The 22,410-nt window shown below is 63.8% G+C and carries 23 protein-coding genes and 2 tRNA genes; 15 read left to right on the forward strand and 10 right to left on the reverse strand.

The window, feature by feature from the left end:
* The first annotated feature begins 55 nt into the window (after positions 1-55).
* Positions 56-811: a competence/damage-inducible protein A gene (locus J7S20_RS15040; RefSeq protein WP_284055055.1), complete on the forward strand. Its 756-nt coding sequence runs from the start codon at positions 56-58 to the stop codon at positions 809-811.
* Between the two features lie 10 nt (positions 812-821).
* Here J7S20_RS15040 and J7S20_RS15045 read toward each other — a convergent pair whose 3' ends face one another.
* Together J7S20_RS15045 and J7S20_RS15050 are read right to left on the reverse strand one after the other, a co-directional pair.
* Positions 822-1,598 carry a LytR/AlgR family response regulator transcription factor gene (locus tag J7S20_RS15045; RefSeq protein ID WP_284055056.1) on the reverse strand — a complete coding sequence of 259 codons (777 nt, stop codon included), beginning with the start codon at positions 1,596-1,598 and terminating at the stop codon, positions 822-824.
* Positions 1,599-1,601: 3 nt separating this feature from the next.
* Positions 1,602-2,684 (reverse strand): sensor histidine kinase, encoded by a 1,083-nt coding sequence (locus J7S20_RS15050; protein WP_284055057.1) that lies wholly within the window; start codon positions 2,682-2,684, stop codon positions 1,602-1,604.
* 473 nt (positions 2,685-3,157) lie between these two features.
* Here J7S20_RS15050 and J7S20_RS15055 point away from each other — a divergent pair, with 473 nt between their 5' ends.
* Positions 3,158-3,682 (forward strand): energy transducer TonB family protein, encoded by a 525-nt coding sequence (locus J7S20_RS15055; RefSeq protein ID WP_284055058.1) that lies wholly within the window; start codon positions 3,158-3,160, stop codon positions 3,680-3,682.
* Positions 3,683-3,767: 85 nt separating this feature from the next.
* Here J7S20_RS15055 and J7S20_RS15060 read toward each other — a convergent pair.
* A tRNA-Gly gene (locus tag J7S20_RS15060) sits at positions 3,768-3,841 on the reverse strand.
* Positions 3,842-3,952: 111 nt separating this feature from the next.
* Between J7S20_RS15060 and J7S20_RS15065 the strand changes: the two genes are divergently transcribed.
* Positions 3,953-4,678: a metallophosphoesterase family protein gene (locus J7S20_RS15065; RefSeq protein ID WP_284055059.1), complete on the forward strand. Its 726-nt coding sequence runs from the start codon at positions 3,953-3,955 to the stop codon at positions 4,676-4,678.
* A 67-nt stretch (positions 4,679-4,745) separates the two neighbouring features.
* Here J7S20_RS15065 and J7S20_RS15070 read toward each other — a convergent pair whose 3' ends face one another.
* From J7S20_RS15070 to J7S20_RS15095, 6 genes are all read right to left on the reverse strand, one after another.
* Positions 4,746-8,159 carry an autotransporter domain-containing protein gene (locus tag J7S20_RS15070; RefSeq protein WP_284055060.1) on the reverse strand — a complete coding sequence of 1,138 codons (3,414 nt, stop codon included), beginning with the start codon at positions 8,157-8,159 and terminating at the stop codon, positions 4,746-4,748.
* A gap of 243 nt (positions 8,160-8,402) precedes the next feature.
* Positions 8,403-8,933: a 30S ribosomal protein S9 gene (gene rpsI, locus J7S20_RS15075; protein WP_284055061.1), complete on the reverse strand. Its 531-nt coding sequence runs from the start codon at positions 8,931-8,933 to the stop codon at positions 8,403-8,405.
* Positions 8,933-9,412, reverse strand: a complete 480-nt coding sequence (rplM, locus tag J7S20_RS15080; RefSeq protein WP_284055062.1) for a 50S ribosomal protein L13 — start codon at positions 9,410-9,412, stop codon at positions 8,933-8,935. Before rplM ends, rpsI begins: the two co-directional genes overlap by 1 nt.
* Positions 9,413-9,550: 138 nt before the next feature.
* Positions 9,551-10,357 (reverse strand): hypothetical protein, encoded by an 807-nt coding sequence (locus J7S20_RS15085; RefSeq protein ID WP_284055063.1) that lies wholly within the window; start codon positions 10,355-10,357, stop codon positions 9,551-9,553.
* Positions 10,350-10,667 (reverse strand): divalent-cation tolerance protein CutA, encoded by a 318-nt coding sequence (cutA, locus tag J7S20_RS15090; RefSeq protein WP_284055064.1) that lies wholly within the window; start codon positions 10,665-10,667, stop codon positions 10,350-10,352. The genes J7S20_RS15085 and cutA overlap by 8 nt, the downstream gene beginning before the upstream one ends.
* Positions 10,664-11,707, reverse strand: coding sequence for a COX15/CtaA family protein (locus tag J7S20_RS15095; protein ID WP_284055065.1), 1,044 nt, complete (start codon positions 11,705-11,707; stop codon positions 10,664-10,666). Before J7S20_RS15095 ends, cutA begins: the two co-directional genes overlap by 4 nt.
* A gap of 97 nt (positions 11,708-11,804) precedes the next feature.
* Here J7S20_RS15095 and J7S20_RS15100 point away from each other — a divergent pair, with 97 nt between their 5' ends.
* The 9 genes from J7S20_RS15100 (at position 11,805) to proC (ending at position 18,203) form a co-directional block, all read left to right on the forward strand.
* On the forward strand, positions 11,805-12,191 hold the full coding sequence (locus J7S20_RS15100; protein WP_284055066.1) for a MerC domain-containing protein: 387 nt from the start codon (positions 11,805-11,807) through the stop codon (positions 12,189-12,191).
* A 49-nt stretch (positions 12,192-12,240) separates the two neighbouring features.
* Complete coding sequence (locus tag J7S20_RS15105; protein WP_284055067.1) at positions 12,241-12,699, forward strand: Fur family transcriptional regulator; 459 nt, start codon at positions 12,241-12,243, stop codon at positions 12,697-12,699.
* A 49-nt stretch (positions 12,700-12,748) separates the two neighbouring features.
* On the forward strand, positions 12,749-14,674 hold the full coding sequence (gene dxs, locus J7S20_RS15110; protein ID WP_284055068.1) for a 1-deoxy-D-xylulose-5-phosphate synthase: 1,926 nt from the start codon (positions 12,749-12,751) through the stop codon (positions 14,672-14,674).
* Positions 14,675-14,730: 56 nt separating this feature from the next.
* Positions 14,731-15,069, forward strand: coding sequence for a hypothetical protein (locus J7S20_RS15115; RefSeq protein ID WP_284055069.1), 339 nt, complete (start codon positions 14,731-14,733; stop codon positions 15,067-15,069).
* On the forward strand, positions 15,069-15,803 hold the full coding sequence (locus tag J7S20_RS15120) for a TlyA family RNA methyltransferase (protein WP_284055070.1): 735 nt from the start codon (positions 15,069-15,071) through the stop codon (positions 15,801-15,803). Before J7S20_RS15115 ends, J7S20_RS15120 begins: the two co-directional genes overlap by 1 nt.
* A 99-nt stretch (positions 15,804-15,902) precedes the next feature.
* A complete protein-coding gene (locus J7S20_RS15125; protein ID WP_284055071.1) occupies positions 15,903-16,457 on the forward strand; it encodes a TspO/MBR family protein in 555 nt (184 codons plus the stop codon).
* Positions 16,458-16,473: 16 nt separating this feature from the next.
* Positions 16,474-16,770: an accessory factor UbiK family protein gene (locus J7S20_RS15130; RefSeq protein WP_284055072.1), complete on the forward strand. Its 297-nt coding sequence runs from the start codon at positions 16,474-16,476 to the stop codon at positions 16,768-16,770.
* A 111-nt stretch (positions 16,771-16,881) separates the two neighbouring features.
* A complete protein-coding gene (locus J7S20_RS15135; RefSeq protein ID WP_284055096.1) occupies positions 16,882-17,388 on the forward strand; it encodes a type III secretion system chaperone family protein in 507 nt (168 codons plus the stop codon).
* Positions 17,385-18,203 carry a pyrroline-5-carboxylate reductase gene (gene proC, locus J7S20_RS15140; protein WP_284055073.1) on the forward strand — a complete coding sequence of 273 codons (819 nt, stop codon included), beginning with the start codon at positions 17,385-17,387 and terminating at the stop codon, positions 18,201-18,203. Before J7S20_RS15135 ends, proC begins: the two co-directional genes overlap by 4 nt.
* Positions 18,204-18,206: 3 nt before the next feature.
* On the opposite strand, the gene J7S20_RS15145 is transcribed toward proC, so the two are convergent.
* Positions 18,207-18,707 (reverse strand): MarR family winged helix-turn-helix transcriptional regulator, encoded by a 501-nt coding sequence (locus J7S20_RS15145; RefSeq protein WP_284055074.1) that lies wholly within the window; start codon positions 18,705-18,707, stop codon positions 18,207-18,209.
* Positions 18,708-18,797: 90 nt separating this feature from the next.
* Between J7S20_RS15145 and J7S20_RS15150 the strand changes: the two genes are divergently transcribed.
* The 3 genes from J7S20_RS15150 (at position 18,798) to J7S20_RS15160 (ending at position 22,093) form a co-directional block, all read left to right on the forward strand.
* Entirely contained in the window at positions 18,798-19,895 is a 1,098-nt protein-coding gene (locus tag J7S20_RS15150) for a branched-chain amino acid aminotransferase (RefSeq protein WP_284055075.1), read from the forward strand.
* A 71-nt stretch (positions 19,896-19,966) separates the two neighbouring features.
* A tRNA-Gln gene (locus tag J7S20_RS15155) sits at positions 19,967-20,041 on the forward strand.
* Between the two features lie 264 nt (positions 20,042-20,305).
* A complete protein-coding gene (locus tag J7S20_RS15160; protein ID WP_284055076.1) occupies positions 20,306-22,093 on the forward strand; it encodes a site-specific integrase in 1,788 nt (595 codons plus the stop codon).
* The last annotated feature ends 317 nt before the right edge of the window (positions 22,094-22,410 follow it).

Genomic DNA, 22,410 nt, shown 5'->3' on the forward strand with positions numbered 1-22,410 from the left:
TAGCGAGCCGATCCGCGCTTTGCGAGGGCGGTTCGCTGGGCTATGCCGCATCGCCATGGCGGAACGTATCTGGACAGCGGCCCTGGTGGTCATCGGCGACGAAATCCTTTCCGGCCGGACGCAGGACAGGAATGTCGCGCAGATCGCGGTGTGGTTGAACGCGCAGGGCATAAGGCTGGCCGAGGTCCGCGTGGTCGCCGACCGCGAGGAAGCGATCGTCGAGGCGGTCAACGCGTTGAGGGCGCGCAACGATTATCTGTTCACCACCGGCGGCATCGGCCCGACGCATGACGACATTACCGTCGATGCGATCGCCAAGGCACTCGGCGTCGAGGTCATCGTGCACCCGGAGGCGCGCGCGGTGCTCGAGAAGCATTACGCCACGCGCGGCGGACTGACCGAGGCGCGGCTGCGCATGGCGCGGGTGCCGGAGGGTGCCGAACTGATTCCCAACCGCATGTCGGGCGCGCCGGGCATCCGCCACGGCAGCATCTTCATCCTGGCGGGCGTGCCGCATATCACCGCGGGAATGCTCGACGCGCTGACCGGAACGCTGGAAGGCGGCGCGCCGCTGGTGTCGCGCACGATCGGCTGCTGGGTCGCCGAAAGCGAGGTTGCCGATCTGTTGCGCAAGGCCGAGCGCGACCATCCCGGCGTGGCGATCGGCAGCTATCCCTTTTTCCGAGAAGGCAGGGTGGGAGCCAATTTCGTTGTCCGCGCGACCGAAACGGATGCGATCGATGCCTGCGTGTCGAGCCTCGTTTCCGCGCTGGAAGGCGAGGGGCGCACCGTGGTCGACGGCGGCATCTGAGCCCCGCGCATCAGCGTTCGACGATCGCGCGCGCGTCCTGGCGGAAGCTGCGACCGACCGGCAGTTCGGTGCCATCCTCCAGTGTGACGACATAGCTGCCGGTAACGCGCCTTCTCAGCCCGACGACCCGGTCGCGATCGACGATATAGGACCGGTGAATGCGGACATAGCGATCGGGATCGAGCCGTGTCAGCAACGTGCTGATCGGCTCGCGGTGGAGGTGATCGTGATCGCCCATCTGCAGCCGGACATACTCGCCCTCCGCCTGCACGAATATGACGGCATCGAGATCGACACGCACCATTTCGCCCCGCCGCGTGACCCATAGGTGCCGGTCGCGGCGGATATGCGTCTGCCGCTCCTCGCGCAGGCGGTGGAGCTGTTCGCCGATCGCAACCAGCCGTTCACGAGCGCTGCGGTCCTCGATCGCCTGACGGACGCGCTCGATCGCGGTTTCGAGGCGGCCGATGCGGACCGGCTTGGTCAGGAAATCGATCGCGCCGGTGTCGAACGCATGGGCGGCGAATTCAGGATAGGCGGTGACGAAAACGACGAGCGGCGCCGCCGATTCGCGGCGGAGCAGCTCCTCGACCACGTCGAAGCCGTCGAGCCCGGGCATTTCGACATCGAGGAAAACGATGTCGGGTTCCTGTCGCTCGACCGCGGCCAGCGTTTCATCGCCATTGCCCGCCGTTGCAGCGATTTCGATATCGGGCAGGCGCCCGACCAGATCCGCGAGCCTGTCGAGCGCGAGCGGTTCATCGTCGCTCAAGACCGCGCGCAGCATGGCCTATTCCTCCTTCCTCTCGCACAGCGGGATAGAGATGTCGGCGGTGAAAGAGCCGTCGACCGTGCGATAGGTGCGAAATCCCGCCTCCGCACCGAACGCCGCGGTGAGCCGCGCCTGTACATTGGCTAGCCCGACACCCGTTCCCCTTGGCTCTATAACACTGCCGTCGCCGCTCGAATTGCGAACCGACAGCCGCAGCCGTCCTTCGGCGACCGTCGCCGAGATGACGAGCAGGATAGGTACCCGACTGGTGGCAACGGCGTAGCGAATGACGTTTTCGACCAGCGGTTGCAGGATCAGGCTGGGTACCAGCGCCCGCCCGGCATCGGCGGGAATGTCGAATTCGATGCGGAGACGGTCGGCAAACCGCACCGATTCGATGCTCAGATAGAGCGACTGCAACTCGATCTCGCGCGACAAGGGAATCATGTCCTGCGGATCGAGCGATAGCGATGCGCGCAGGAAATCGGACAAATTCTCGACCATCTTCTCGGCAGTATCGATGTCGCGCCGTCCGATCAGCGCGACGACCGAATTCAGCGTGTTGAACATGAAGTGCGGGTTGAGCTGGTATCGCAGCGCCCGCATCTGGGCGCTGTCGGCTTCCCGGCGGAGCTGCGCGATACGGCGTTCGCGTTCGCTGGCCTGCTGGCTGAACGACAGGACGAGCAGGAACCCGGCGAGCGCGGCATAGGACCAGAACCAGTGCGCGACCGCCATGAAATAGCTGGCGACATCGGCATTGGCGCGGTTGAGCTCACGCATGAACAGGTCGAAGACGAGGAAGTTTCCGGCCGCGTGGAGCAGGCAGCCGACAAGCGCGAGCAAGATCGCGGTGCCAAGCTGCCAGCGCGCCGACCAGCCCCGTACCGCGCGCAGAACATACGCCATCGCGAATGCCAGCGCGATGCCGATAAGCGTCACGCATGCCCGGGCGACAAGGAAGGAGCCGCCCTCATCGGGTTTGACGAGCAGGCGCTGCGCGGTCAGCAGACCGTATTGCGCCAGCCAGAAGAGCAGGATCGTCCACGCCGTGCCGGCGGACGACGACAAGAAACGCGACCGGTTCATCGCGAAAGCCATGGCGTATCGTGCGCCCGAACCGGGTGCCGGGCAATATAGGGGAAGCCGCATTGCGGCACGGCTTCGCGAAGGACGCTCCTGTTCATTTGCCGTTCATCGCGCCGATCAGGCCGCGGCACATACACAATGTCGCGAGTTGGCCATCTCGCGCTGCGACCGAGCCGGCGTGCGATGAACGTCTCGCCCGATGCGACGAACGTCCCGTCAAGCGAGATTATTCGGAACGGAGTCCGGGCACCGCCCGCCGACAGTGTCGTTCATGGGCGACGGGAGGATGGTGCGGTCGCCGGTTGCTTGCTGGTAGCGTGTCGATGCACGCGGATCGTCGGGCGAGGCCAGCGCCCTAGGATGGTCGGAGAAGTTCCTGCCGCGGCCGCGGTACGGGATTTCCCAGGCAGAATCGCAGCGACGACGCGAATCCGTCGCGCCGCCGGACACTGCTTCGCCGACCATCAGGATCGGGAGACCGCATCATGAAGACGATCACGACATTCGCTATAGCCAGCGGGCTGCTGCTTGCGGTTCCAGGCCACGCCCAAAATACCCAGAATCCCGAATTCGACGTCACGGCGCCGACGCTGACCATCGAGCGCTGGTCCAAGGGCATTACGCGGAAGCTCAATCGCAACCTCGATTATCCAGTTCGCTTCCACCAGGCGGGCGGCTTTCATCAACCGAGCGAAGGCGTTGTGCGAGTGAACTTCCGGTGTACCGAGACGGGTGCGCCGACCGCGATCACGCTGGCGAAATCGTCGGGCCACCGCGAACTCGACCGCGCGGCGATGGCTGCGGTGCAGCGGATCAAGACCCTGCATCCGCTACCGGCCGGGATCGGTGCCGGGCAGCGTTATCAGGCACTGCTGCTCTTTGCGCTCGATCAGCAGAGCCACGACCGGCAGCTCGCGAAACTGCAACAAGAGGCCGACCGCCGCAATGCCGCGCTGGGCCAGCCCGCAGAACGCGTCGCGATGGGGATCAGCATCGTCCCCGATGCGTAAGCGGAACCGAAGCGCATGCCGGAATATCGAGGCCGTGTCGGACACCGCCGTCCGACGCGGCCTTGTTGCGGATAGGGTGGGGAACTGGAGCGGGCGAGGGGAATCGAACCCCCGTCTTAAGCTTGGGAAGCTTCTGCTCTACCATTGAGCTACGCCCGCGAACCGCGCGGAATTGCTTGCGTTGCGCGGTTTTGTCAAGCGGTAACGGAAATCGGGAACCCGGGCGGGCATCGCGATGTTCGACATCGTGTAGCCTTGCCGGGAGAGCCGATGCCGCGCCTGTTTCATGTCAGCGATATCCATTTCGGGGCAGAGGACCGCGCCGCGCTCGACTGGTTCGCCCAGACGGTGCGTGACGAGCAACCCGATGCGCTGATCGTGACCGGTGACCTGACGATGCGCGCCCGGCGGCGCGAGTTCGAGGCGGCGGCCGATTGGCTGCTCTCGCTCGACCGGCCGATGACGGTAGAGGTGGGCAATCACGACCTGCCGTATTTCAATCCGCTGCGGCGACTGTTTTCACCCTATCGGCGATACCGCGCGGTGGAACGCGCGATCGAACGCCCGCTTGAATTGCCCGGCGTTGCGGTCGTTCCGCTGAAAACCACGGCGCGTTTCCAGTGGCGGCTCAACTGGTCGAAGGGTCATGTCAGTCGCCGGAGCCTGAAGCGGACATTGCGGCTGATCGAAGAAGCATCGTCTGCCAAGGTTCTGCTGGTGGCGGCGCATCATCCGCTTGTCGAGCCCGGCACGGCGGCGACGTCGAAGACGCGCCATGGCCCCCGGGCGCTGCGGATGCTGGCAGAGGCGGGGGCCGATGCCGTGCTGACGGGGCATGTCCATGATCCGTTCGACATTGCGCACGATGCCACAGACCGTTCGGTGCGGCTGATCGGCGCGGGAACCTTGTCCGAACGAACACGAATGTCGCGCCCCTCGTTCAACCAGATCGATATAAGCGGCGGTGAAATCGAGGTCAGTTGCCGCGTGATGTAGCCGCACTTCACGAAAAAGGGCGGCCCGTCGCCGGACCGCCCCAATCGATTTCACGTCGGCGCCTTCCTTAGAAGTGGAAGGTCACCGTGCCGCGATAGCTTTGATAGGACAGATCGTCGCGCGCGACAGTGGTATCCGCCGCAAGCGAAATGTCGAAACCGTTGCCGGCATAGCCGACGCCACCGCTGACTTCGCCGTAATCCTGATCATGTCCCGGAAGCGCGAAGATCGCGTTGGGACCGATGCCGCCGACGAAATTGGCGCCGAATGCGGCGGGCTTGTCACGGAAATCGTGGACATAGGTCGCGTTGAGGAACGGCTTGAACATGCCGCGCCCGGTCAGGTTGATGCCCGCGCGACCCTGGACGCTGTCGTAATTGCCCAAGGCATATTGCAGCGCCGGGCCACCACCCTGTTCGGCGACCGGTGTGAAGCCGATATGGCTGGCGCGAAATGCCACCCGCGGAGTGATATCGAACGACCCCGTGCCGAACACCTTGCCGAGGCCGACTTCCGAGGTGAACACGAACGCCCGGTCGCGCCCGGTGATCGAATAGTTCGTCCCGCCCGCGCTGACCTGACGCGTCGTCCGGGTGTCGAACGCGCCCGCGCTCATCTGCGCATCGAAGCGGATGCCGCCACCATAGTTGTACACGGTGTAGAGCGTGCCCTGATACAGGTCGCCCTTCGCCGAATGCGTCGCGACCGGCGTCATGCCGTCGAGGCTGGTGTAGGAAAAGGCCAGGCCGATCGCGCCATTGGCATCGATCGCCTTTTCCAGACCGCCGGCGATGAAATAGCCGTCGAACGTGTCGCGGCCCGCCATCGTCGTTGCCGGCATGCCCGCACTGTCGCCGTCGATATAACCGCCGGCAAGGAAGCCGCTGACATCATCGGGGAGCACGCCGCTCCGCTCTACGGTTTCGGCGCCGGTGCCGCCTGCGAGCGAGGTGGCCGTCATCGGGTTGGTCGCCGCTGCCGATGCGAGCGCGACAGGCTGGCCGTACATCGCAAGCGATCCACCCATATCGCCGCTGCCGATCTGATTGATGCGGTTGCGGATGAACCGGTTGGCGGTTTCGACCGCGGTCGTGCCCATGCCCTGCTTCACCGCCTGGGTACGCGGAGCGAAGGTTTCGAGGGTCGCCTGGATCGTCGCCGCGTTCTGGATATCGAGCGGGCCGTAGAGATCGGCATAGCGATCATATTGCGACCGGTTCTGGTCGAGCAGCCGGGCAAAGGCGAGCTGCGTCGAAGAAGACCGATCGACCACGCTGACATAGCTGCCGGCGACGATTTCCATCGTGACGGCATTGGGGCCGTAAGACAGTTCGGGGCGCAGGATAGCGCTGAGGTCAGACGTCGTGAACGTGCCGTCATATCCAGCCTCGGCGGTCAGGATCGTATAGCTGTACCCGTCGCGAAGCAGCGTCCCATCGGTCGGCGAGAACATCACCGTTCCGCCGATGCTGGCAAGGCCATCGGTGGGGTCGCCATTGGCGTCCACGCCCGTGCTGTGCACCGCAATCCGGTCGGAAACCCCGTCGGTGCCCAGATCGACGGCATAGCCGCTGGCCGAGGTCAGGATCACGTTGCCGTTGAAATCGAGCGTGCCGACCGTGCCCACCGATCCGGGGGCGACCAGGCCCATCAGATTGGTGAAATAGGGCACGTTCAGCGTGCCGCTGCCCGACAGCATGCCTGTCATCAGGAAATAATCGCCGTTGCTCGACAATGTGCCGTCGACATTCATCGACCCGGCCAGCTGGTTGATGTCGGTCAGGCTGGTCAGCGATCCGTTGCCGGTGATGTCGAGCGCGGTCTCGCCGCCCATCAGCGAAAGCTTGTCGATCGTCACACCGGTATCGAGCGTGGTGGTTCCTGCCGCCGCGAGTGTTACGTCGAAATAGCGGGCGTTTACGATGGTGGTGGCGCCGGTGTCGGGATCGATGATGACCTGGGGGTCGATATTGTCCGGTACATATCCCGTCGCACCGGGCAGGCCGTTGGCGAGCGTCGGATCGGGCAGCGCGTCGGGCGTTCCACCGGCGGGAGCCGGATCGCCGGCGAGCAGAACATTGCCGTCATAATCGACATAGTCGCCGGTCGCGAGGTCGTAGCAATATGCGCCGTTGCAGATCTGGCCGAATTTGGACCCGTCTCCGGCCGTGCCGGCACCTGCCGTTGAAGGAACGCCGTTCACCAGGTCGCCATTGGCGTCGATGATGCGGAAATTCGGATCGAGCGCGGTCACCCAGTGATCGGGATCGCTCCACATTCCATCCCCGGCCTTGGACTGCGTATAGCGATAGGGACTGTTGGCGACGATCCAGTCCCAGAACAGATAAAGCGGCTGGTAGAAGCTTTCGGTGCCGTAGCTCGAAAAGGGCTGGGGGCCGAAAAAGCGCGATCCGCCCGACAGGACGCCGATAACCAGTTCCTCGGCATAGGTCTGATCGAGGATCAGCGGCCCGCCCGAATCGCCGCCCGCCGTCGATCCTTCCGGATTGCGGGCGTCATCCTTGAAAAGATTGAAATCAAATGGATTTGCCCTCGCGGGATCGTCGAAATCGAGCTGATACAGATTCTGTGGAAGGTTCGGGTCGTTCGCTCCCGGCGGGCCGAACAGGAAGTTGTCACGATCGTTGAACGAACCGAGGATGCCGATCATGTTCTCCGCGGCGCGGCGTCGGAAATCGACGCCGTAGATCGCGCCGGTGTCGCCATAGCCGGACGCGCCATAGCCGTTGACGCGGACGTGGTAGCCGGTGCCATCAACCGAATCGATCGTATTGGGCGCGGGCAGCGGCGAGAAGAGCAGCGCCCAGGTCGGAACGTTTGTGGCCGGCGTGTCCAGCGAGGCGATCGCGATGTCGCCTTCCAGAAAGCCAAGGCCTTCGGGCCGGGCCACCGAAGCGGGATTATAAAGTATCTGGTTGACGTTGTAGACATACGAATCGGGCACCGAATTGAAGCCCGAATTGACCCAGTCGATAAATCCTCCAAGCGCATCTGCCTTGAAGGAGAAGGCCGCAGGGACGCCGCCGGTCGCCACGCCATATTCTTCCGGGTTGCGGTCGTTCACACAGTGGGCGGCGAACAACACTGTGCGCGGGTTGATGAGCGTGCCGGTGCAGACATAGCCGTCCGCGCGGTAGAATTGACCGACGCCGGTTACGTCGACTGCGTCATCGATGATGCTACCCGGGACACCTGGGGCGGGAGTGTATCCGGTGCCGGGTCCTTCGACCACGACGTTCGGAGTGTTGATGACGGTTGTGGCCGCCGTTCCAGGTTGTGCGGCATCGACGGCAAATTCGGGGCCATTTGAGGTGGGTGCTTGTCCCAGAAGCGCGGCGAGATCGACCGAAGCCGTCTGCGGCGCGTCGATGGCGAAATCAGGGCCTGAAACGTCCGAAGTCTGCGCCTGTGCGTTTCCCGCGATGGCGAGGCCGACCCAGGCAGCAGATGCGAGCAGCAATCGCTGATGAGCGCGGGCTTTCCGGCCAAAATACTGATTTTGCATTAGTTCCCCCCTTAAACGAATCGGCAAAGGTTAGATTCGCCGGGGTGGAGGCTCAACTAGTTGTGCGTCCGTATCCGTACTAACAGTCGTGAAAACAGGGCTGTTGTAGCGAAAATGTCACAAAAGCGAGTGCGCATGCACGAAAAAGGGCGGCCCGCTGCCGGACCGCCCTTTCTGGTGATTTCGTTTCCGTAACGCTTAGCGCTTCGAGAACTGGAAGCTGCGGCGGGCCTTGGCCTTGCCGTACTTCTTACGCTCGACCGCGCGGCTGTCGCGGGTCAAGAAGCCGGCTGCCTTGACCGGCGAACGCAGCGCCGGTTCGTAGCGCGTCAGCGCCTGGCTGATGCCGTGCTTGACGGCGCCTGCCTGGCCCGAAAGACCGCCGCCCTTGACGGTGCAGACGACATCATACTGACCACGACGATCGGTGACGTCGAACGGCTGGTTGATGACGAGGCGCAGCGTCGGGCGTGCGAAATACGTTGCCTGGTCACGGCCGTTGACCGTGATCTTGCCGGTGCCGGGCTTCAGCCAGACGCGCGCAACAGCGTCCTTGCGGCGGCCGGTCGCATAGGCGCGGCCATGCTGGTCGATTTCCTGCTCGCGCAGCGGCGTCGTCGGCTCGGCCGGGGTTTCGGTCGTGTCTTCGGCGACGACGGCGTCAGGCGCCGGCTGCTGACCCTTGGTCAGGTTGCCGAGATCGGAAAGGGACTGGCGATTGTCGGACATCAGGCGCCCACCTTGTTCTTGCGATTCATGCTCGCGATGTCGAGCACTTCGGGGTTCTGCGCTTCATGCGGATGCTCTGCGCCGGAATAGATGCGCAGGTTGCGCATCTGCTGACGACCGAGCGGACCGCGCGGGATCATGCGCTCGATAGCCTTTTCGAGCACGCGCTCGGGGAAGCGGCCTTCCAGCACCTTGTCGGCGCGGACTTCCTTCAGGCCACCCGGATAGCCGGTGTGCTTGTAATAGAGCTTCTGCGTCAGCTTCTTGCCGGTGAACTTCACCTTGTCGGCATTGATGACGATGACATTGTCACCGCAATCGACATGCGGGGTGAAGCTCGGCTTGTGCTTGCCGCGCAGGACATTGGCGATGATCGTCGCCGCGCGACCGACCACCAGGCCGTCGGCATCGACGATGTGCCACTTCTTTTCCACCTCGTGCGGCTTGGCCGGCTTGGTGGTCTTCATCAGCGCCTTCATGGTGCTTTTGACCTTAGTTGTTTGAAACGAATCGCGCCGCCCCTGTCAGAGCGGCGTCGCTGCGGGCCATTTGTCGGATCACCGCGCGCAAGTCAAGCGCAGCCGGGGGATAGCGAACGGGTATCAGAATACCGGGTGCTATTCGAGGGTAATTTCGGTCACGCTGCTGCGGGTCTCGTCACCGATCGTCGTGCGCTTGGTCTTGCGGCTCCGGACGAGCATTCCGGTCAACGGATCGACGCGTCGGACGATGTCGGTTTCGATGTGTGCGACCGCCCCCGAGCCGTCGGGAATCTTCAGGTCTCCTGCGAAGCGCTCGGATACGACCAGCCGATTCCCCTCGCGCCAGCTGCGTTCGGTGCCTTCGAGGCGCTGATCCTGGCCGAAAGGCGGCTGGGCGGGGAGTGTCACCGCCTTGACCGGCATCACGCCGCGTTCCGCCGCATCGACTTCGATAACCGAGGTCAGCATGGTGGCTAGCATTCGCTGCCGCTGCGCAACGGGAAGCCCGCCGAGCGACGATATGATGCGTTCGGCATAGCCCTTTCGTTCGGGATGGGCCTTTCTGGCCTCTTCGGCGACGGCGGCGGTGAGCGATTTCCAAAGGACGCCCAGTTCGTCGATCGACCGCACGCGTCCGCGGGTGTCGAGATGGTAGCGGATCGTGCGCCCCATCAGTGATGCCATCGCAGCTTCGAACCGGCTGCCCGCGCTCCCGGCATTCGCTCCGTCGGCGCCAATGGTGACCAGCTCGGCGACGAAGCCGTCTCCTTCGCGCGCAAAACGCACGGTGCGGCGGACGACGAAGCGTTTGCGCCGGCCGTCCTCGCTTCGGGTCTGGCTGATCCGCAATTGCAGCGTCCGGTCGAGCGGCGGGGAGAAGGGCGCGGCAGCGGCGGGCTGCACCGCTGTGGCCGCGGCAACCAGCGCGACGAGGTCAAGCATCGGTTTCCCGCTCGGCCCAGTCGAATACGGCCTGCGCCACTGCGACGGGCCAGAGTTCGATCACCGGTACGTCATAGGGATGAAGCTCGGTGATGCGATCGCGCAGCGTTTTGGCGATCGGGATCGTCGTCTTGAACAGGACCGGAACCTCGGGATCGTTGGCGATCGCGCCCTGCCAGCGATAGACCGAGACGCAGGGCGACAGGATGTTCGCGCAGGCGGCGAGCCGCGCGTCGACGACCGCAGCGGCAACGGTGCCTGCGCTCTCGCGGTCGGGAAAGGTGGTGTGCAGCAGCGCGATGTCGCTCATGTCGCGGCGTTTCTCCGGCCGACGGCATGCGCGGCCCAGGCGGTCGCGATTACGAGCAGCGCGCCGACCAGCTGGTGCAGCGCCGCGAGCCAGATCGGCACATGCGCCATGACGGTCGCGATGCCGAGCAGGATTTGCGTGCCGACCGCCGAATGGATCGCGATCGAGGCGCGGCGGTCGACCGGGCGTACCTTGCGCGCAAGTACGATCAGAAAGCCGAGCGCGACCCATGCCCACCAGCGATGAATGAAGTGGACGACATAAGGGTCGTTGAACAACGCATCGCCGAGCGAATGGCTGGCGAACTCGGCTGCGGGAAAGAAATGGCCGTTGATGAGCGGCCATTTGTCGGTGACCAGTCCGGCGCGCAGCCCGGCCATGAAGGCACCGTAGATCAGCTGGATCAGCAGCACGATGCCGGTGGCCGCGCCGATACCGGTGAGGCGCGCGGGGCGCGCTGCGGGGTTGCGCGCAAGCTGCCGCAAGTCGAGCGCGGCCCACACGATTCCCGACAGCGTGAAAAGCGCGGTAACAAGGTGGATCGCCAGCCAGTAATGGCTGACCTCGACCATGCCCGGCTGAAGGCCCGAACGGACCATCAGCCAGCCAAAAGCACCCTGCAGGCCGCCCAGCGCGAGCAATGCGATCAGCCGCCAAGCATAGCCCTTCGGAATGGCGCGCCGGACGGCGAACCAGACCAGCGGGACGAAGAACACCATCCCGATCAACCGGCCGAGCAGGCGGTGCGAATATTCCCAGAAGAAAATGCCCTTGAACTGCGACAGCGTCATGCCCGCATGAATCGCGGCATATTGGTCGATCTCGCGGTAATGCGCGAATTCGGCCTGCCACTGCGCATGGCTGAGCGGCGGGATGATGCCGCTGATCGGGTCCCATTCGGTGATCGACAGCCCCGATTCCGTCAGTCGCGTAATTCCGCCGACGACGACCATCGCGACGATCATCGCGGCGACGACATACAGCCAGTTGGCGATGGCGAGCGGACGGGCGGTGGGTGGTTTCAGCGCAGGATCGGACACAAGTGCTGCTTAATATCGCGATTGCACGAATGCTAGTCGCCTGAACGACGGGCGATGTTATGTTGTATCGCGCAGGGCGTTGCCCTATATCGCCGCGATGACCGCCGCGAATCCAGTCATGCGCCTTTGGGACCGGGTCGATACCCGGTTCGACAATCTGGCGATTGCGCTCAGCGGGCTGTGCCTTGTGCACTGCCTGGCAAGCGCTGTTTTGCTGGGTCTGCTCGCATCGGCCGGGGCGCTGCTCGATCCGCGCATTCACGAGATCGGTCTGGTGCTCGCAATCGGGTTCGGCGTGATCGCGCTGGGCAAGGGGATTCTGACCCACGGCCTGATGCTGCCCGCGGCGCTCGGCGGATTCGGCCTCGGCGTGATGGCCGGGGCGCTCAACGTACCGCATGGCGGGCCGGAAACGGTCTTCACGATCCTGGGTGTTGCCTGCCTCGCCGCCGGGCACGAGCTCAACCGCCGGGCGACGCACTGACTTTTTGCCAACGCTTGCCGCAATTGCGTGCAGTGCCTAAATTCAAGCCATGCACGCGCACGATCATCATGAACATGAAGGCGCCGATCTGACGCGCGCCGCCCAGACGACGCTGGAAAAGGCCGGCGAGCAATGGACGGCGATGCGTGAAAGCGTGTTCTCCGCGCTTGCGCAGTTCGACAAGCCGGCATCCGCCTATGACATCGCCGAGGCGGTTTCCGACCGCGAGGGGCGGCGTGTCGCGGCCAACAGCGTGTACCGAATCCTTGACCTGTTCGTGAATTCGAACCTCGCACGGCGCGTCGAGAGCGAGAACGCCTATATCGCCAACGCGCACCCCGATTGCCTGCATGACTGTATCTTTCTGGTCTGCGACAAATGCGGACAGACCACGCATCTCGACGACGACGCGATCACCAATGAAGTGCGTTCGGCGGCGAAAAGCGCGGGATTTTCGCCGGTTCGTCCGGTCATCGAAGTGCGCGGCAAATGCGCCGACTGCGATTGAGCAACCGGTAACAATCGACACCAGTGTAAGCGTGGGATAAGCAGGCGGCATGGCTGAACTACCCGAAACGCCGTTGCTCGACACGGTCACGACCCCCGACGATCTCCGCAAGCTGAAGCCCAACCAGCTTCGTCAGCTCTCCGACGAACTTCGCTCGGAGGTTATCTCGGCGGTTGGCGAAACCGGCGGGCATCTCGGCTCCGGGCTCGGCGTCGTCGAGCTGACGGTGGCGATTCATTACATCTTCAACACGCCCGAGGACCGGCTGGTCTGGGACGTCGGCCATCAATGCTATCCGCACAAGATCCTGACCGGGCGTCGCGACCGTATCCGCACGCTGCGGCAGGGCGGGGGCCTCAGTGGCTTCACCAAGCGCGCCGAGAGCGAATACGACCCGTTCGGCGCGGCGCACAGTTCCACCTCCATCTCGGCTTCGCTGGGCTTTGCGGTCGCAAACAAGCTCGCAAACAAGCCGGGCAAGGCGATCGCGGTGATCGGCGACGGCGCGATGTCGGCCGGCATGGCGTATGAGGCGATGAACAACGCCGAACAGGCGGGCAACCGGCTGGTCGTCATCCTGAACGACAACGACATGTCGATCGCGCCGCCGGTCGGCGGGCTTTCGGCCTATCTCGCGCGGCTGATCTCGTCGAGCGAGTATCTGGGGCTGCGCAGCCTGGCGAGCCGTGTCGCGAAAAAGCTGTCGCGGCGGATGTACAAGGCGGCGGGCAAGGCCGAGGAATATACCCGCGGCATGGTAACGGGCGGCACGCTGTTCGAAGAACTCGGCTTCTATTATGTCGGGCCGATCGACGGGCACAATCTCGACCATCTGATCCCCGTGCTCGAAAATGTCAGGGATGCCGAGGAAGGGCCGATCCTCGTCCATGTCGTGACGCAGAAGGGCAAGGGCTATGCGCCCGCCGAAAATGCCGACGACAAATATCACGGTGTGAAAAAGTTCGACGTCATCACCGGCGCGCAGCAAAAGGGCCCGCCGGGACCGCCGGCCTATCAGAATGTGTTCGGCGAGACGCTGGCGAAGCTCGCCGACAGCGACGACCGCATCTGCGCGATCACCGCGGCGATGCCAGGCGGCACCGGGGTCGACAAGTTCGCCAAGGCGCATCCCGACCGCGCGTTCGACGTCGGCATCGCCGAACAGCATGCCGTGACCTTCGCCGCGGGCCTCGCCGCACAGGGAATGCGGCCTTTCTGCGCGATCTATTCGACCTTCCTGCAGCGCGCCTATGACCAGGTCGTCCATGATGTGGCGATCCAGAACCTGCCGGTGCGCTTCGCGATCGACCGCGCCGGGCTGGTCGGTGCCGACGGCGCGACGCATGCCGGCAGCTTCGATGTCACCTATCTTGCGACGCTGCCCAACATGGTGGTGATGGCCGCCGCCGACGAGGCCGAACTGGTTCACATGACCTATACCGCGGCGCTCCACGACAGCGGGCCGATCGCGCTACGCTATCCGCGCGGCGAGGGGGTCGGCGTACAGCTTCCCGATACGCCGCAGCAGCTCGAAATCGGCAAGGGCCGCATCGTGCGCGAAGGCAAGAAGGTCGCGATCCTGTCGCTCGGCACGCGTCTCGCCGAAGCGCTCAAGGCCGCCGACCAGCTGGAGGCCAAGGGCTTTTCGACGAGTGTCGCCGATCTGCGCTTCGCCAAGCCGCTCGACGAGGATCTCATCCGCAAGCTGCTGACGACGCACGAAGTCGCGGTGACGGTGGAGGAGGCGGCGATCGGCGGCCTCGGCGCGCATGTCCTGACGATGGCGAGCGACGAGGGGCTGATCGATGCCGGCCTGAAGCTGCGCACGATGCGTCTTCCCGACCGCTTCCAGGACCAGGACAAGCCCGAGAAACAATATGACGAGGCCGGGCTCAACGCGCAGCACATCGTCGATACCGTGCTGAAGGCGCTGCGCTGGAACGAGAGCGGCAAGATCGAAGGCGCGCGGGCCTGAGCGACTGGATCGCAATACCGATTGCCGTTGCCGTCGTCGGTGCCGGGGTGACAATCTTGACGCTACGGGAGCGGCGGAGGCAACAATTCCTTGCGATGAAGCGCAAGCCTCTCAGTGAGCATGATTTCTGCGCGCTGATGGTCTGCAAAGACGTGCGACCGGCGGTTGCGAGCTTTCTTTGGAACGCGTTCCTGCCCTACTATTTTAGGCCCCTAACTCCTTATCCGGATGATCGGGTTTACGGCGATATGAAGATCGATCCCGACGATGTCAGCGACATAGCCGTCAGATACGAAAAAGATTTTGGCGTCGAGTTGGCTGGAAACCCCTTCGAGTGCCGCGCAGATCCTACGTTGGCGGAACTAGGGATCGCCTTGCAGCGAGCGAGTCGCTGATGGCCAAGCAACGCGTTGACCAGATGCTTGTCGATCGCGGGCTGGCCGAGAGCCGGACGCGGGCGCAGGCGCTTATCATGGCGGGGCTCGTCTTTTCGGGCGAGACGAAGATCGCCAAGGCGGGGCAGCAGCTTGCCGCCGACGCCGCGATCGAGGTGCGCGGGCGCGATCATCCCTGGGTTTCGCGCGGCGGAATCAAGCTTGCGCATGCGCTCGACCATTTCGGCTGGAACCCGGCCGGCGCGGTAGCGATCGATGTCGGATCATCGACCGGCGGCTTCACCGACGTGCTCCTCCAGCGCGGCGCGGCGCGGGTCTATGCGGTCGATAGCGGCACCAACCAGCTCGCCTGGAAGCTGCGGCAGGATGAGCGCGTCATCGTTCACGAGCAGACCAGCGCGCGCATCCTGACACCCGACCACGTGCCGGAGCCGGTTGATTGGGTGGTCTGCGATGCCAGCTTCATCGGGCTCGCCAAGGTGCTCGACGTGCCGCTCGGCTTTACGAGGCCCGGTGCGCGGCTGGTCGCGCTCATCAAGCCGCAGTTCGAGGCGGGGCGCGACGAAGTTGGCAAGGGCGGCGTCGTTCGCGACCCGGCCGTCCACGAACGCGTCTGCGGCGAAGTGCGGACCTGGCTTCAGGAGCGCGGCTGGGACGTAGCGGGCATTGCCACCAGCCCGATCACCGGGCCGGAGGGCAATGTCGAATTCCTGATCGCCGCCATTCGGGGCTGAACCGTACCGGGACAGCCGCGCATGTGCTCGCGCATTGTTCTTGTCATCGCTTGCCGATAAGGACGCTTGAAAAAATCAGGTTCTTCACGGGAGATCCGAATGCAAGAGATTGCGTCGCAGGGGCAGCTGCGCATGGCGTTCCTGCGCTGGGCGATGGTGACGGTGCCATTTGTCCTGCTGATCGGATTCCTGTCGGCGAACCTCGTTCCTGCCGGATCGCAAAATGCGTGGTACGCGGCGCTCAGCAAGCCTGCGGGAACGCCGCCCGACTGGGCCTTTCCGGTGGCATGGACGACGATCTATATCCTGCTGGGGCTGGCGGTGGCGATGGTGCTCAACGCCCGCGGATCGAGGCTTCGCGCGCAGGCGCTCGCGCTGTTCGCTGTCCAGCTTGCCGCCAATTTCGCCTGGACGCCGCTGTTCTTCGGCATGCACCGGATCACCTGGTCGCTGGTGCTGATCGCCGCGATCTTCCTGCTCGTGCTCGCAATGACGTTCGTATTCGCACGCATTCGCAAGGCCGCGGCATGGTGTCTGGTGCCCTATCTGATATGGGTCAGCTATGCCGGCATCATCCTGTTCCAGATCGGCCAGCTGAACCCGAACGCCGAACATGTTGTAACTTCGCCGTCTGCCACCCAGATTACGCTCTGAACGGAGATCAAGACAGATGCAGACCGAAAACCGATTTTTCGACGATTTCGTCAAGTTCATGAACGGTGCGGCGGGGACCGTTGCCGGCATGGCGCGCGAGGGCGAAAGTGCCGCGCGCGATCGCGCCCGCGAATGGATCGGGGGACTCGATTTCGTATCGCGCGAGGAATTCGAGGCGGTAAAGGCGATGGCGTCGGCCGCACGCGACGAAAATGACGAACTGAAAAAGCGTATCGAGGCGCTCGAAGCGGCAGCCAAGGACACGGCGAAGCCCGCCGCCGCGCGCAAGCCCAAGGCGGCCCCGAAGTCCTGATCCGGCGCTTTTCCACAGTTTTTTGCCGATGTCGTGACGCCCGGTCTTGTGCCGGGCGTCCACTATTGGCACCCCTGTACGCGGCAATTCTGCCGCACCGGAGGCAAATACATGCTCGAGGAAGCTGATTTCGACACCGATGTCGAGGCGGCGCCCATCGATATGCTCGAAAGCTATTTCGCCGCCCATGGCTGGAGCCACGAGCGCGAGGACGAGGAAATCGTCGCGCGGGTAAAGGGTAGCTGGGTCGAATACGAAATGCGCGCGATCTACCGCGAGGAAGATGGGGTGCTGCAATATCTGGTCTTTCCCGATGTCCGCGTTCCCAAGGAACGACGCGCCGCCGTGTACGAGGCGCTGGGGCTCATCAACGAGCAGCTCTGGGTCGGTCATTTCGAGCTGTGGTCGTCGAGCGGCATTCTGCTGTACCGCCACGCGGCGATGATCGACGCATCCGATGGCGGCAACATGTCGCTCGCCCAGACGGAACTGCTCGTCGAGTCGGCGATTGATGAATGCGAGCGTTTCTACCCGGTGTTCCAGTTCGTCCTCTGGGGCGGCAAGAGCCCCGAGGAAGCGCTGGCATCGGCACTCATCGACACGCAAGGAGAAGCATGACCAACGGCATCCCGCAGAACATCTGGCTGATCGGCTGTGGCAACATGGCGGGCGCGATGCTCAGCCAATGGGTCGCGAGCGGAGACGTGTCGCCGTCGCAGGTGACGGTGATCGACCCCGGCACCCCGAAGATCCCCGACGGCGTCCGCCATCTCGAGAAATTTCCCGAGGGCGGTGACGATCCCGACGCGGTGATGCTCGGCGTGAAGCCGCAGATGCTCGACGATGTTGCGGAGGCGCTTGCGCCGCGGATCAAGGGCGTGCCGCTGCTGCTCTCGATCCTGGCCGGTGTCGATGTCGCGGCGCTGTCCGACCGCTTCGATGCGAAGGCGGTGGTGCGCGTGATGCCCAACCTTCCGGTTGGCCTCGGCAAGGGCGTGGTCGCGCTCTACGGCGCCGATCCCGAGGGTGAGCAGGGCAAGGCGGCGACCGCGCTGATGGACTCGCTCGGCCTTGTCGAATGGATTCGGGAAGAAGGGTTGTTCGACACGGTTACCGCGCTGTCGGGCTGTGGTCCGGGTTTCGTGTTCCGCTTCATCGATGCGATCGCGGCAGCCGGCGCCGAACTCGGCCTGCCCGAAGATCAGGCACGCCGCCTCGCGACGGCGACGGTCAACGGTTCCTCGGCAATGGCGGCCGGCAGCGACGAAACGCCGGGCGTTCTCGCCGACCGTGTCGCGAGCCCCGGCGGCTCGACACGTGAGGGTATGAACGTCCTCGACGACGGCGATGCGCTGAAGAAGCTGATGGTCAAGACGCTGACGGCTTCGCGCGATCGCAATCACGAACTGGCGGAAGCGGCGCGCAAGCGCTGACGTTCAGCGCGGTTCGCGCAGCCGCCTGCGTTCGCCATCGGGAACCAGTCCTTCGAGCACCGCCCAGAAGCCGCCAACGGCTTCCTGGCCGGCGCTCGAATAGGCCGCCGACATTTTCTCGCGCAGCGCTTCGAACAGTGCCGCCTCCAGCGTGCGCCCTGCCGGGGTAAGCCGGAGCAGTTTTTGCCGTCGGTCGCGGTCGCCGGGACGCGTTTCCACCAGCTCCCGCTCGGTCAGGTCGCCAAGTATGCGGCCGAGCGACTGTTTGGTGATCGCGAGAATGGCGAGCAGATCGCCGACGGTCAGGTCGGGTTGGCGGGCGATGAAATACAGCGCGCGGTGATGCGCACGGCCCAGCTTCTCGCTCGCCAGAAGGTCGTCGATCGCGCGTGTCAGATGGCTGTAGCCGAAATAAAGCAGCTCGATCCCGCGCCGGATTTCGGGCTCGCGCAGGAACAGCGGAGACGCGCCGCGCGGCGGTTCGGAAGGGGACTGGCCAGCCATGTTGACCCTGTTTGCCATCGGCTCTAGGCCACGGCAACCAGTGCTGTGCCGGGCCGATTATTGCCGGTGCGCGCCGAATCGAGGATGCCCATGGACGCCCAGACAAAACTGACCTTCGCGATCGAGGAGCACGGCAATCCGGTTCCCGCCAGCGAGCGTGCCGAGCGGATCGCCGATCCCGGTTTCGGCCGTGTCTTTACCGACCATATGGCCATGGTCCGCTGGTCGAAAGACAAGGGCTGGCACGACGCGAAAATCACCGCGCGCAGGCCGATCGAGATGGATCCGGCATCCTCTGTCCTGCACTATGCGCAGGAAATTTTCGAGGGGATGAAGGCATATCGCCTCGCCGACGGCGCCACCGCGCTTTTCCGCCCCGAGGAAAATGCCCGCCGCTTCAATCGCTCGGCTACGCGTATGGCGATGCCCGAGCTGCCCGAGCAGTTGTTCCTCGAATCGATCGAAAAGCTTGTCTCGATCGACCGCGAATGGATTCCGACGGCGGAGGGCGGGGCGCTCTACATCCGGCCGTTCATGTTCGCGAGCGAAGTGTTTCTGGGCGTGCGGCCGGCGCACGAATATCTCTATCTCGTCATCGCATCGTCGGTCGGCGCCTATTTCAAGGGCGGCGCGAAGGCGATCTCGATCTGGGTCTCGGAAGATTATACGCGCGCGGCACCGGGCGGAACCGGCGCTGCCAAGTGCGGCGGAAACTATGCCGCTAGTCTGGTCGCACAGGCGCAGGCGATCGAGAATGGATGCGATCAGGTGGTATTTCTCGACGCGGCCGAACATCGCTGGGTCGAGGAACTGGGCGGCATGAACCTGTTCTTCGTGATGGAGGACGGGTCGATGGTCACCCCACCGCTCAAAGGAACGATCCTGCCCGGCATCACGCGCGAATCGATCCTGGCGCTCGCCCGTGACGAGGGGATCGCGGTGCGCGAGGAGGAATATGCGATCGACCAGTGGCGCGCCGATGCCGAAAGCGGCCGCCTGCGCGAAACCTTCGCCTGCGGCACGGCAGCGGTGGTGACACCGGTCGGCACGGTGCGTTCGTCGAAGGGCGACTTCACCATCGGCGCGGGCGGTACGGGCCAGCTCACCCAGCGGCTGCGTGACCGCCTCGTCGGTATCCAGCGCGGCGAACAGGCCGACCCGCATGGCTGGGTAAAGCGCCTGTTCTAAAAGAGCGCGAACTGCGTCGCCGGACGGGCTTTTCATCGGCGACAAAGCGGTGCTAAGGGCACCCGCTCTGCTGGGGCGTCGCCAAGTGGTAAGGCAGCGGCTTTTGGTGCCGCCATTCGCAGGTTCGAATCCTGCCGCCCCAGCCAAGCATCTGTTCCCGTTTTCGGGAACGGCCGAAATCTGCGGTTTCAGCCAGCGAAAAGCCTGGCTGGGCCGGCGCTGTCTCAAGTCGGTGTATTAACTGACTGTCGCGAGACGCCATGCCGCTACCGACCAACACCTATCGCCGAGGCGCCGTATACTGGTGGCGGCGCACGCTCCGTTTGGCGACAGGCGCCCACGCTCCTATAAGCCTTGGACTTAGCCTCCAGACGCGGGAGCTGAGGATCGCACGCGGACGGGCCGCGGCGATGACAGCGCACAGCGAGACCGTCAGGATGAGCCTATATAGCCGTATCACGACCGAGGGGCTGAATCAGGATCAGCAATACCGCCTCTTCATGGACGAGATGACGCTTTACCGGAACGCGCTGGTTCACTTGGTGGCGGAGTGGCAAGCGGACCACGACTTCAGCGCCCTGTCTGATCACGACCGTGACCTGCAAGCCTATGAAGCGCTTTGGCGGACCTTCGCTCAAACAGGAATCGTTGAGCAGCCGACTCGCGCGTTTGCGGAGGAGAATTTCGTCGAACTGGACGAGGAAGAAGCCGGCCGGCTTCGCCAACTCATCATTGCGACGCCGGGGCTGAAAGCCAATTTCGCGAAGGAGACGGAAGCCGCGCTGGCTCGGGTCAATATTGCTCCGTCGCCAGCAAACCGCGCATTGGCAGGAAAGCTGGTGATGTTGGCCAGGATGGTCGGTGCTTGGTCATGTCGAACGGGCGTCGAGATCGGCGCCATGCCCGGTGCGGTAGCCGAGCCGCCTTGCGCGGCGCCTAAATCGTCACCGCCCGCCACGCATCCGACCGCTGAAGATGCCCCGATCGCTGTTGATGAGCCGAACACAGAATGGCTCGACATGACGCCAAGTGAAGTAGCGGAGCGGTTCATTGCCGATACGCCTCGGATGTTCGAACATCGCCAGGGCGGCAAGCGCGCCAGCGAACAGACAGGCGAGCAAACGCTCCGTCAGATCCGCTGGGCCGCCCAGCTACTCGAAAGGTCGCTCCCGCCTGGCAAGCCCATGTGGGCGGTAAATAGCGAGAATCTCAAGAGACTTGACCAATGGTTTGACAAATTGCCTATCACTTTCGGCAAATCGCCAGCGGATCGGGCGGCTAACATGACCTTCGAGCGCGCGCACGCCCGCGCTATCGAGCGGGTCGAGGCGGGGGACCTGGCAGGAGATGGCATTGGGCTAACAATACCAACCTGCAACAAACACTATCGCAAGATCGCTCAGATACACGAATTTCTCCGGTCCAAGCTGAAAGATTTGCCGGAGCTGAACACCAGCGAATTCATCCAGCCTGACCGGAAAGACGAACGGGCGGCGAGAACTCGCTACACCGTGGAACAGGGTCAAGCCATCTTTGCGCTGCCGCCCTGGACTGGCTGTGCCGGCGACATCATCATTCACGACAGTCTTTTTTATGTGCTCTTGCTCGTCTGGTACACTGGCGCGCGCCGTGAGGAAATCTGCAAGCTACGCATCGTTGATGTCGATCATGTCTCCGGCATCTGGTTCCTGCGGATCGACACGACCGAAACGGGGCGGGTTAAAAACACCAGCGCTATCCGGTGCATTCCGATCGCTGACGAGCTCGTGCGGCTCGGATTTACTCATTATGTAGAAGCCCTGAAGGCAGCGGGTGAAACGCTCGTGTTTCCCGAGATTGAGCCCGCTGACGGCACAAAGCGCAAGCGCGGCGACGTATTTTACAAGCTGTGGTGGATTTATCTCGCGCCGCTGATCCCCGGCTTGTTGCGTGGCCAAGCGATGCATTCGGCTCGCCATATGGTTAGTGACGAGCTCAAGCAGCAGGCGATCTTTCTTGAATTCAGAAACGATCTCCTCGGGCATAAGACCAACGGTGGAGAAGGTGCGACGCGTTACCCCTCCGCAGCCGCGCTGCGCACTGTTCTTGCGATCGTCAATCGCATCCCGGTCGTGACGGCCCATGTCGCCGATGTGGGCGCGGCCGATATCAGGCTGCTGACGTCGGAAAATCGTCGCCAGCGGCCTAGTCGCAAATGAGTCATAAGACTGACCATGTGGCAGGCAACAGGTCCTGGCCCAGCATAACTCTTACCCGCAGCCACCAATTTCTGCGGGGTTCGCAGGATTGCGCATCTATTTCAAATTGCTTGTGCGCCTTTGTCCAGTGTTATGCCCGGGGAGGTTTTCGAAGGGGGCGAAGCTAGGGCGCGCTCAAGTCGGTGCCATTCTAAAGCGCGAATTGTGTGCGACGACCGCTTAGCGCCCTCATTTCAGACGTTCAGGCTCTGCCGGAGACTGCCTGAAAGCGGACCGGCAGCTTTGGTTGGGTCTGACGTGACCCCCAGCTGGGATTA

Origin of the sequence: Stakelama marina (genome assembly GCF_018122655.1) — a bacterium.
Taxonomy (GTDB): Bacteria; Pseudomonadota; Alphaproteobacteria; order Sphingomonadales; family Sphingomonadaceae; genus Sphingomonas; species Sphingomonas marina.

What these genes read in the sequence shown, in the direction of transcription:
- J7S20_RS15130 (WP_284055072.1), top strand. Translation starts at nt 16,474, where the DNA reads ATGCAGACCGAAAACCGATTTTTCGACGATTTCGTCAAGTTCATGAAC.
- J7S20_RS15135 (WP_284055096.1), top strand. Translation starts at nt 16,882, where the DNA reads ATGCTCGAGGAAGCTGATTTCGACACCGATGTCGAGGCGGCGCCCATC.
- J7S20_RS15150 (WP_284055075.1), top strand. Translation starts at nt 18,798, where the DNA reads ATGGACGCCCAGACAAAACTGACCTTCGCGATCGAGGAGCACGGCAAT.
- J7S20_RS15085 (WP_284055063.1), bottom strand. Translation starts at nt 10,357, where the DNA reads ATGCTTGACCTCGTCGCGCTGGTTGCCGCGGCCACAGCGGTGCAGCCC.
- J7S20_RS15045 (WP_284055056.1), bottom strand. Translation starts at nt 1,598, where the DNA reads ATGCTGCGCGCGGTCTTGAGCGACGATGAACCGCTCGCGCTCGACAGG.
- J7S20_RS15055 (WP_284055058.1), top strand. Translation starts at nt 3,158, where the DNA reads ATGAAGACGATCACGACATTCGCTATAGCCAGCGGGCTGCTGCTTGCG.
- J7S20_RS15100 (WP_284055066.1), top strand. Translation starts at nt 11,805, where the DNA reads ATGACCGCCGCGAATCCAGTCATGCGCCTTTGGGACCGGGTCGATACC.
- J7S20_RS15050 (WP_284055057.1), bottom strand. Translation starts at nt 2,684, where the DNA reads ATGGCTTTCGCGATGAACCGGTCGCGTTTCTTGTCGTCGTCCGCCGGC.
- rplM (WP_284055062.1), bottom strand. Translation starts at nt 9,412, where the DNA reads ATGAAGGCGCTGATGAAGACCACCAAGCCGGCCAAGCCGCACGAGGTG.
- J7S20_RS15120 (WP_284055070.1), top strand. Translation starts at nt 15,069, where the DNA reads ATGGCCAAGCAACGCGTTGACCAGATGCTTGTCGATCGCGGGCTGGCC.
- cutA (WP_284055064.1), bottom strand. Translation starts at nt 10,667, where the DNA reads ATGAGCGACATCGCGCTGCTGCACACCACCTTTCCCGACCGCGAGAGC.
- J7S20_RS15105 (WP_284055067.1), top strand. Translation starts at nt 12,241, where the DNA reads ATGCACGCGCACGATCATCATGAACATGAAGGCGCCGATCTGACGCGC.
- J7S20_RS15065 (WP_284055059.1), top strand. Translation starts at nt 3,953, where the DNA reads ATGCCGCGCCTGTTTCATGTCAGCGATATCCATTTCGGGGCAGAGGAC.
- dxs (WP_284055068.1), top strand. Translation starts at nt 12,749, where the DNA reads ATGGCTGAACTACCCGAAACGCCGTTGCTCGACACGGTCACGACCCCC.
- J7S20_RS15160 (WP_284055076.1), top strand. Translation starts at nt 20,306, where the DNA reads ATGACAGCGCACAGCGAGACCGTCAGGATGAGCCTATATAGCCGTATC.
- J7S20_RS15145 (WP_284055074.1), bottom strand. Translation starts at nt 18,707, where the DNA reads ATGGCTGGCCAGTCCCCTTCCGAACCGCCGCGCGGCGCGTCTCCGCTG.
- J7S20_RS15125 (WP_284055071.1), top strand. Translation starts at nt 15,903, where the DNA reads ATGCAAGAGATTGCGTCGCAGGGGCAGCTGCGCATGGCGTTCCTGCGC.
- proC (WP_284055073.1), top strand. Translation starts at nt 17,385, where the DNA reads ATGACCAACGGCATCCCGCAGAACATCTGGCTGATCGGCTGTGGCAAC.
- J7S20_RS15040 (WP_284055055.1), top strand. Translation starts at nt 56, where the DNA reads ATGGCGGAACGTATCTGGACAGCGGCCCTGGTGGTCATCGGCGACGAA.
- rpsI (WP_284055061.1), bottom strand. Translation starts at nt 8,933, where the DNA reads ATGTCCGACAATCGCCAGTCCCTTTCCGATCTCGGCAACCTGACCAAG.